Here is a 9387-nt window from a genome sequence, read left to right on the forward strand (position 1 = left end):
ACTTTGTTCTTAAATACCGTTTCCCGTAGATTTTTTTCGATCTGATAATTTAGTGAATTGAGCAGCCAGCCCCTTTTCCACCACATCAATGCTTCCTTACTTTGGTTGAAACGAAAGAGAACTCTATAAGCGTAGTTGTTAAAAACGGGAGGTACGTCTTATCCGAATATCCTACCCCGAATGACTCACCGCATTTTCATTTATATGCCTAACCAACTCCACTACCTTCTTACTCATATCCGGCCCAAACACCCCAACAACACCCTTATCGTTGATATTGGTGAATGGGGTATCAAACATCGCCTTAGGCTCCATCACGCCGTTCTGGACGAGGTATTCGACAACTTCGTTGAGAAAGGATATTTGATCAGGTTGTAGCGTTGCATCGGCTAGGAAGTCTGCAAACGCCTCCTTAGCGGCATTGCGGTCGAGGCCCACAACAGAGCGAACGAGAACACCCAAAGTTTTCCCTTCGTATATTTTTTCGTACTCTTCTCTGGGAATTGGTCCAAGTTCGGAGAACAAGATGTCTTCGAGCGCTTTGATGTCGGTCTGCGTGACTGGCTGGTTATTTTTCAAGCGCCGAATCGTGATGTGATCCTGGTGCTCTCGAATATAACGCTGTACCCGAGAGCGATAGTCCACGAGGTTAGTATCGGGCCTGACGATATCGAATTCTTCTCCTTCTTCCCCAATCTCATCCTCAAAATTGGTATACACATCCTCTTTGCCCTTCTGGGTATCGACGAACCGGATTAGATCACGCAAGCGGGTCCTGACATTCTCCAACATAGGCAGAGTGACGTTCATCCACCAGTCATCGGTCTGCAAGTCTAGAATCAACTCCATCTGCTTCGCGACACTCGGAATACTTGATTTCTCTTCGAGATCGCTAGCAATCTCCCTGATCATCTTTTGATATTTAACCTGGGCACTGGCATTTCTCAATATCGCGAGTTGAAGGTTTAACACGAGCAAATCAAATCGACGCCGAAACTCGTCATCATCATCTTGTGACGGTAGACCGCTGATATCGTTGCTTAGGGCTGCGATATCGTCATCACTCAAAGTTTGCCAACTATCCCGCTTAGAATATTTCTCTACCTCGCGTCTTTGCTTGCGAACGATGAAATTATCCAGATTCATCGAATCGACGACCGTGTGCAAATCATCCTTTAGCTGATCAATGAGCCCCTTCAAGCCTTCGTCATCAGGTTTACCGTGCTCAAGAGACACAGCCAGCTCCAATCGTCGTTTGAAGACCTGCTGTTTAATCGACTCCTGTACGGGCGAGTCGTAGCCATCGGGATTAGCATCGAAGAAATTCAGGTTCTGGCAGTAGTCGAATATAACGAACTCTTTCTTATCAAGCCCCGGCCCAAACAGTTCCGGGCAAAGGCGCGTCCCCCTGCCGATCATCTGCCAGAACTTTGTCTTGGAACGCACCAGTTTGAAGAACACCAGATTCACGACCTCCGGCACATCGATGCCGGTGTCCAGCATATCAACCGATACAGCGATCTGAGGCATCTTGTCCTTGATGCTGAACTGATCGATCAGGCTCTGGACATACTTGACCGAGAAATCTATTTTCTGACAAAACTTGCCAGCGTAATGGGGGTAATTCTTGTCGAACTGCTCGACGATAAAATCGGCGTGTTTACTGTTCTTGGCAAAAATAATGGTCTTGCCTAGTTTGTCTCCCCCTTCAACCTTTCTACCCTTCGCCATCAAGTGTTCCAGAACCTTGTTCACCGTATCGATATTAAAGAGCCACTTGTTGAGCGCGGCTGGTTCGATAGCTTGTTTTAGCTGCCCGGTATTCTCGTCGTAGAACTGCTCCTGCAATTCGTACTCTTCCTGCTCTTCTGGGCTAAGCTCATTGTATTTGATACCTTCGCGTTGAAACTTTAGCGGAACCGATATCGCCCTTGGAGGAACCAGAAAGCCATCCTTCACCGCTTGATCCAGCTCATAGGCAAACGTTGGTTGATGATCGTCCAACTCAAACAGACGGTAAGTATTGCGGTCCACTTCCCCTCGAGGCGTAGCTGTCAGACCCAGTAACAACGAATCGAAATAGTCGAAAATGGCTCCAAATTTTTGGTAAACGGACCGATGCGCTTCGTCGATGATGACTAGATCAAAATGTGCAACCGAATAGGTTTCTTTTAAATCCTTCTTAGTCCCGTCGATCAGATTCAACATCGACGGGTAGGTGGAGAAGACAATACGCGCCGCCTCGCGCTCCTCCTTTGTGGACTTCTCGATGAGACTAACAGTAGTAGAATGCGCTGCGAATTTTCCGAAGGCCTTTTTCGCCTGTCGTACTAGCGCTGTGCGGTCAGCCAGGAACAGTACTCTTCTCGCCCAACCTGCCCGTAATAGCATGTCAACTAGCGAGATGGCGAGACGGGTTTTACCGGTACCGGTGGCCATGACGATAAGACTTTTCCTCTTACGTTTGGCACCGAACTCTTCCATCACTCGCGCAGCGGCCTCAATCTGGTAATGCCGCCCAGTGATCTCTGTCTTGGGTTTTATCAAAGTCAGGTCTTGCCTACTCTCGCGTTGATTTATACGCCACTGGAGTTCGTCACGAGTAGCAAAGCCATGTACCTCTCTTGGCGGATAAAAGGAATCGTCCCACAATTGAGTCTTGTAGCCGTTCGTATAGTAAATGATTGGGCGTTGACCGAAATGCTTTTCTAAACAGTCCGCATAAAGTTCAGCCTGCCGTTTGCCCTCTTTTTCGCTTACTCGGGTACGTTTTGCTTCTACCAAGCCCAAAGGCTTACCATCCTGCCCCCAAAGCACGTAGTCGACATACCCGGTACCGGTAAAGGTACCCTTTGCGTCAGGCATGCAATTGGTAACTTCGAACTCCTCGGTATCATCCGCCTTTGGGTCCCAGCCAGCTTCACGCAGCATCACATCGATAATCAGCTCACGGGTCTGGGCCTCGGTGTATTCGTCACTGCCGATTGTTTTTTCGTTTTCTTCCTTAACCTGCTGTAACAAGGCTAGTTGTTCTTGCAGTTCTTTGAGCTTGGCCTCTGACTGTTTAAGCTTTTTCTGTGCTAGATCGTGGGCCCGGTCTTTCGCGTCCAGGTCCTGCTGAAGTCTTTCCAACTGTTGCTTGTTGAGCTGAGGCACGTCCGGTTCGGACTTTGGCAACCATTCGACCTTGAACGTATCAGGTGCCGCTCCACCACGCGTATAGACTCGAGCAAGCCATCCGAGGAAACTGTGTAAGGAAGTAGCCGCCTTGAGACTTTCCTCCGTAGAGATCTTCTGATCACCGTGTACCGCCACATTCCCAAGGCGGTGGATAAACTTGATATCGTGGAAAAGACCTTTGCGGATATTGGTTGCAAAGGTCGGCTCATGAATCATAGCCGCCAGGCTTTTTTCGTACGGGGCTTTTAAGGCAGTATCATTGGCGAAAAGCCATTTGAGGGAGCGCTCAAGCGTGCGTCGCGCAAAAATCGCGGCGGCGCGGGGATCACGCAGGGCATACGCTTCCACCTGCCCCGCATCATCCAGCAGGAAGGCCCAGTGTTCGGCCAGAAAACCAAAATTGCTTTTTTCTTTTTCTTCCAAGCAATAATCCTTTGCGTTGCTCTTTTAACGAATAAGCCGATTACCCATTCGTACCTTGATTTCTAAATATGACGATATAGTCAACAAACCAAAATGTACGGTTACGCCGTTTCTCTGATAACTCCGCCAAAATGCCATGTTTAACGAAATCGTTGACCAACGCAGATGCGGTATTAACGTTGACCCCGAGCATACCGGACACAATCTTTATATTAACCACGGGTGCCTGATAAAGGTATTGCATCAAGGTCTGTGCATTCTCCTGGCGGCGCGTGGAAAAACGTGGCAATACCTCCCGCTCCAGTCGCTCCTTCAAGGCAAGTATATCTTTGAATACCTGGATCGAGTTTGCCGCCGTTTCACGCACACCATACAGAAAAAACACCAGCCACTCTTTCATCTTGTTGGCCTCGCGAACGGCCATGAGGCGATCAACATACTCTGTCTTATTACGCTCGAAATAATCCGACAAATACAGAGCAGGTTTATGCAACAACCCAAAGCTAGCCATATAAAGAGCTATCATAAGGCGTCCTAAACGACCATTACCGTCTAAAAAAGGGTGTATCGTCTCGAACTGATAGTGCGCAACGGCGATCTTGATGAGATGTGGTACGTGTAGCTCGTCATTGTGTAGAAACTTTTCTAGGTCGCTCATCAAGTCTGTAACTTCATCCTGATGTGGCGGTATAAAAACCGCGTTTTTCAGGCTAACCCCGATCCAGTTCTGACTGTTTCGAAACTCACCCGGCAGTTTGTGCTCCCCGCGCACACCTTGCATCAAAACCCGATGCGTATCCTTCAACAGCCTGTTTGATAGGGGCAAGGTCCTGAGCTGATCGATGGCCGCATTGATCGCCTGAATGTAGTTCTGCACTTCTTGCCAGTCATCCCGCTTTTCCGGCTCGACATCCTGTTCGTCTAGTAGCGCCTCCTCCATATTGGTGCGCGTACCTTCGATGCGACTGGACTGGGTGGCTTCCTTGGTGATGTGCATGCGAATGAAAAAATCGACATCGGGCACCAATTGAGAAAAGGCATTTAGCTCGCCCAATACCCTGTCGGCATCGCTCAATAACTGGGCGACCTCCCCGTCGGCGATCTCCCAGGGGTGATTGATTGGCTCGGGCGAGAAGCTTTTGTATTCATATTGCTGCTTATAGCCACCCGCTTTGTATGCCTTAATATCCATTTATGTCGAATTCTCCACTACTTTTCGATATAACTAAACCGATAGTTCGAAATGTAGACGACAAATAAGTGTTATGTCAAATTCTTAGCCACTTTTTGACATAAGAGAATTCTTATGTCAAAAACCCCTGACACCCACCCGACATAACCCTATGTATGAAAAAGCCTTTTGAATGGGCTCTTGTCGAACAGCCACTTGAGGGAACGCTCCAGGGTACGGCGGGCGAAGATGGCGGCTGCACGGGGATCACGCAGGGCATAGCTTTCCACCTGCCGGGCATCGTCCAGCAGGAAGGCCCAGTGTTCGGACAAGAATGAAAAATTGCTGTTATTGTTATCCGCCATCTGACCGCCATGGATGGCGGAAATGCCGATTTTGCAGGAGCAAAAATCGGCCTCTCACCATTCCCTTATTTGTTGATCGAAGCCACATCCTTGTAACCATCCTCCTAAGCCGCCTTGGTTGATTTACTCAGTTCGCCGCGAAACGCTTGCTGTACTAATGACGAAAATAATTCTTCAGATTTGCCCGCCATCGATCTAATTTTTTTCCTACTGGAATTAACTGATGCGACACGCCTCAAATATTCTTTTTGCAACTCTATGGGAGGGACAATAAAAGCAAACTCCTTAAAGGTACTCATAGGAGGAAAATTCGGCACACCACTCCCTCTTTGATACCCAAAAAACTCTGCCTTAAAATTTGGATGTGTGAATATACTTACGAACATTTCGTTTAACATCACTTCTGTATTTAATGTCAGCTTCAACAGCGCTTGGTTTATAATTCCTTGCAATGAGCCATCTGGTACTATTGCTAATCTACCGAGATTGACTCCAGAACAACTAATAATAATATCCCCTGCTTTTACTTCGAATGCTTTCAATTCATTAAATTTATTCTCGTCTATAAAGTATCTCTGATAAGAAAAATCATTATTCAAGGCATGATACTGTTCGTAAACCAAGTACCCAGATTCAACAAAGATTTCTTTCTTTAATGCCCCACCGAATGGTCCACGTTTTATGGAGTATTTATCCTTTGAAACAAATTCTTCGATTGTTTTGGTATCAAAGCCCTTCGGATTCGTTACCGGATCACCAAACATATCCAGAAAGACGGAGCGGAGGAGTTGGTCGGTGAAATCGATGGCTTGCTGGCGTTTTCGGCGTATGGCATCGGCCTTATCCAGTATCTCGGCGATGCGTTTTTGTTCTTCCAGGGGTGGGAGTGGAATACTCTGCCTCGAAATAGTCTGATGACCTAGGTGCTTTTGTATTCCACCCTTCATTTGTTGTTGCAAAACGTCCTGAAAAATGGACGAAGATAAAATCAAATAAAGATAATCACGATCAACAACTTCAGAATCAAAAGAAATTTTGAATAAATTGTTACTCAATATGCCGTCTTTTCCTTTAAATACTCGACCAGGGCTACCTGTATTCGCCATAACCAAGTCGCCTTCAGTCACCTTTTTATTGTCATAATCATCATTAACAAAACTTAACTTTTTGTCGCTAATAAAATCTGCAATGTATAAATATCGATAGCCACCGTCATATGCTCGGTTAGATGTTTCTGACTTAGGTATCTGGACACCTTGAGTCGTCGTACATATTTGGCCTAATTCAACTATTGGTATGCTCACAGCATCGCCCTCAACTCTTTCAGATCCTTCTGAATATCTGCCTCCAACGCTTCAAGCTGGTCCAGAATCTTTACGGGCGACTCATACGCTACTTCTTCGTAGGCAGTTTCTTTGTAACGATTGATGGAGAGATCGTATTTATTAGCAGCGATGTCGGCCTTATCCACCACAAAGGCCTTGGCCTTTTTGTCTTTAAAGCCCTTCCCTGTCTCCTGCCACTTTTTGTACTGCTCAATAATGTCAGGGATGTCGTTGTCTTTAATCGGTTCCCGCTTGTCGTCGAGACTGAGGCCATCGGCCTGCATGTCGTAGAAGAAGACCTTGTCGGTACCGCCGGAGTCAGTGCGGGTGAAAACGAGGATGGCGGTGGAGACACCGGCATAGGGTTTGAACACACCGGAGGGCATGGAGATGACGGCGTCGAGCTTTTGTGACTCGACCAGTTCCCTGCGCAGTTCCTGGTGGGCGTTGCTGGAGCCGAACAATACGCCATCGGGCACGATGCAGGCGCAGCGGCCGCCGGGTTTGAGTTGTTTGAGGAACAGGCTGATGAAGAGCAGCTCGGTCTTTTTGGTTTTGGTGACCTGCAACAGGTCTTTGGCGGTGCCGTCGTAGTCCAGCGAGCCCTTGAACGGCGGGTTGGCGAGGATCAGGGTGTAGGCATTGCGCTTATCGGCGTGGTCTTCACTCAGGCTGTCGCGGTATTCGATGAGCGGGTTGTCGATGCCGTGCAGGGTCATGTTCATGGCGCCGATTCTTAACATGGATGAGTCGAAATCAGAGCCGTGGAACATGTCGTTGTGGAAGTGGGCCTTGAGCTTTTTGTCGCGCAGGATGTCCTTGTGGTTGTGCTCCAGGTATTCCGCCGCGGCCACCAGGTAGCCGCAGGTGCCGCAGGCCGGGTCGCATATGATGTCTTTGGGTGTGGGGGCCACCAGCTCGACCATCATTTTGATGATGTGGCGCGGGGTGCGGAACTGGCCGTTCTGCCCGGCGGTGGCGATCTTGGAGAGCATGTATTCGTACAGGTCGCCCTTGGTGTCGCGGTCTTCCATGGGGATGGCGTCGATCATGTTGACGACCTTGTCCAGCAGCGCGGGGTTGGGGACGATGAACACCGCGTCTTTCATGAACTTGGTGTAGGAGCTGCCCGCCTTGCCGTTGAGTTCCTTGATAAAGGGGAAGACCTCGTCGCGGAAAACCTCGAACTTGCGCTGGGGCTCGAAGTCCTTGAAACGGGACCAGCGCAGGTGATCCTGCTTTTTCATGAAGATGGGGTTTTCGATCTTCTCCCCCAGCAGATTGGCCTGGGCCTCTCTGGCGGTGTGGAGGTCGTCCAGCCGCTTGGCGAATAATAGATAGGTGATTTGCTCGATAACGGAGAGGGGGTTGGAGACCCCGCCCGACCAGAAGGTGTTCCAGATTTGGTCGACTTTGTTTTTGATTTCGCCGGTGATCATTTTTTGTACTGCTTTCCTCAATCCAAAAAGGCAGCCATGGTAGCACGTCCTACCTGACCGCTACGTCGATTCTTGTGGTCATATCGTAATTCCAACTCAGCCGTCAAACTGTTCTTTAATATCCCTGATATTCCAAGGAATTAGGCGCTTACGACAAGATTTTGGGCGAAACCCGACCTTAGCGGGCTGTTTACCCCGTTTTACGAGATACAGGACCCGGTTAGACTCAATGGAGTGAGAGGAAGACGGGAGGAACAGGAGTGGAAAGCCACAAGCGCATTTTGACAAGGGAGCAACTATTCGAGCTCGTCTGGCAGAAGCCTATGTCTCGACTGGCCGGAGAATTTGGTCTGTCTGACGTGGGACTCGCCAAGACCTGCAAGAAATTCAAGATACCGATACCTGGCAGAGGGCATTGGGCGAAGGTCAGCGCAGGCCGAGTACCGCCTCGTCCAAAACTTCCCAAACCGCCGAAGGACGGCCCAGACCGGATATCCTTCAGTCACCGGCCTGCCAAGGCGACACCGGATGAACGCCCACCAATCGCCTCCCCCGTGGTGCCCAAAGAACTGATAGAGCCCGATCCGCTTGTTGCCATAACCGCTGAGCGGTTAGAAAAGGCCTCGCAATTCACCAGGGGGTATATAGACCTCCCTCTCACCAAGTGCCTCGATATACGCGTTAGCCCAAGCAGTAGCGAACGTGCTGTACTTATATTCGACACCTTGATCAAGACGCTGAGAAACGCGGGGTATGGACTGGCACTATCCAAAGAAAAGGAAGGCGGCACTTTTGCGAGCGTTGATGGGGAAAAGATACCCCTACGCTTAATCGAAAAAATAAGGCAGCACCGGAATGATTTCTCCAGGGAAAAGGATAGCGACTATGAGAAGTATGGCTGGTACCGCTATGAACCCACCGGCCTGCTGTCCCTATGCGTACCCACAGGTTATGGGTACAGCCTCTCGGTGAACGACGGAAAGGTCCAACGACTGGAGACCAGCATCGTAAAGTTTATTGACCGCCTGAGAGCCCACGCTGCGTCAGAGAAAGCCAGACGTATTGAGCGGGAAAAGTGGCGCGAGGAGCAGAGAGCGCGAGAACGAATTCAGGCTGAGCAAAGGCGGAAAGCCTTTCTGGAAGAGAAACGTCGCGAGAAGATAAAGCAAGACGCGCTGGACTGGTCGGAGTCAAGACGCATTGAGGCCTATGTTCACGAGATGATGCAACGGCATCCGGGCAATAGGGAGGTAGCCGAGTGGGCAGAATGGGCGCTGAAGTACGCCGATGAACTCAATCCGATGAACCAGCCTGAGTCGCTTGCCTTTCGCGAAGAAAACGTAAAAGAGGAAGATAACTTCGGTCGCCGCTATAACTACCCATATGGACCCTTCCACCCCCCCGGGTAGTTTTCTGTGTCCAGTACCCCCCCTCCCCCCCTGGGCCGCGAACAATTTTCCAGACTCAGGAGTTTGCTTGGAAGT

At 49.3% G+C, this 9387-nt stretch carries 6 protein-coding genes; 1 reads left to right on the forward strand and 5 read right to left on the reverse strand.

Features of this window, described 5'->3' with window-relative positions:
- Window positions 1–171: 171 nt before the first annotated feature.
- The 5 genes from OEZ43_16230 to OEZ43_16250 all read right to left on the reverse strand — a co-directional run bounded on the left by OEZ43_16230 (window position 172) and on the right by OEZ43_16250 (window position 7903).
- Window positions 172–3603 carry a DEAD/DEAH box helicase family protein gene (locus OEZ43_16230; GenBank protein ID MDH5547136.1) on the reverse strand — a complete coding sequence of 1144 codons (3432 nt, stop codon included), beginning with the start codon at window positions 3601–3603 and terminating at the stop codon, window positions 172–174.
- Window positions 3604–3643: 40 nt separating this feature from the next.
- Window positions 3644–4795: a Fic family protein gene (locus tag OEZ43_16235; GenBank protein MDH5547137.1), complete on the reverse strand. Its 1152-nt coding sequence runs from the start codon at window positions 4793–4795 to the stop codon at window positions 3644–3646.
- A gap of 149 nt (window positions 4796–4944) precedes the next feature.
- Window positions 4945–5139: a hypothetical protein gene (locus OEZ43_16240; protein MDH5547138.1), complete on the reverse strand. Its 195-nt coding sequence runs from the start codon at window positions 5137–5139 to the stop codon at window positions 4945–4947.
- Between the two features lie 104 nt (window positions 5140–5243).
- On the reverse strand, window positions 5244–6443 hold the full coding sequence (locus OEZ43_16245) for a restriction endonuclease subunit S (GenBank protein MDH5547139.1): 1200 nt from the start codon (window positions 6441–6443) through the stop codon (window positions 5244–5246).
- The gene (locus OEZ43_16250) at window positions 6440–7903 is read right to left on the reverse strand and encodes a type I restriction-modification system subunit M (protein MDH5547140.1); all 1464 of its coding nucleotides are present in this window, start codon (window positions 7901–7903) and stop codon (window positions 6440–6442) included. Before OEZ43_16250 ends, OEZ43_16245 begins: the two co-directional genes overlap by 4 nt.
- 323 nt (window positions 7904–8226) lie before the next feature.
- On the opposite strand from OEZ43_16250, the gene OEZ43_16255 reads away from it, so the two are divergent.
- Window positions 8227–9312 carry a hypothetical protein gene (locus tag OEZ43_16255; protein ID MDH5547141.1) on the forward strand — a complete coding sequence of 362 codons (1086 nt, stop codon included), beginning with the start codon at window positions 8227–8229 and terminating at the stop codon, window positions 9310–9312.
- Window positions 9313–9387 lie beyond the last annotated feature (75 nt).

This window comes from Gammaproteobacteria bacterium (assembly GCA_029881255.1).
GTDB lineage: Bacteria > Pseudomonadota > Gammaproteobacteria > S012-40 > S012-40 > JAOUMY01.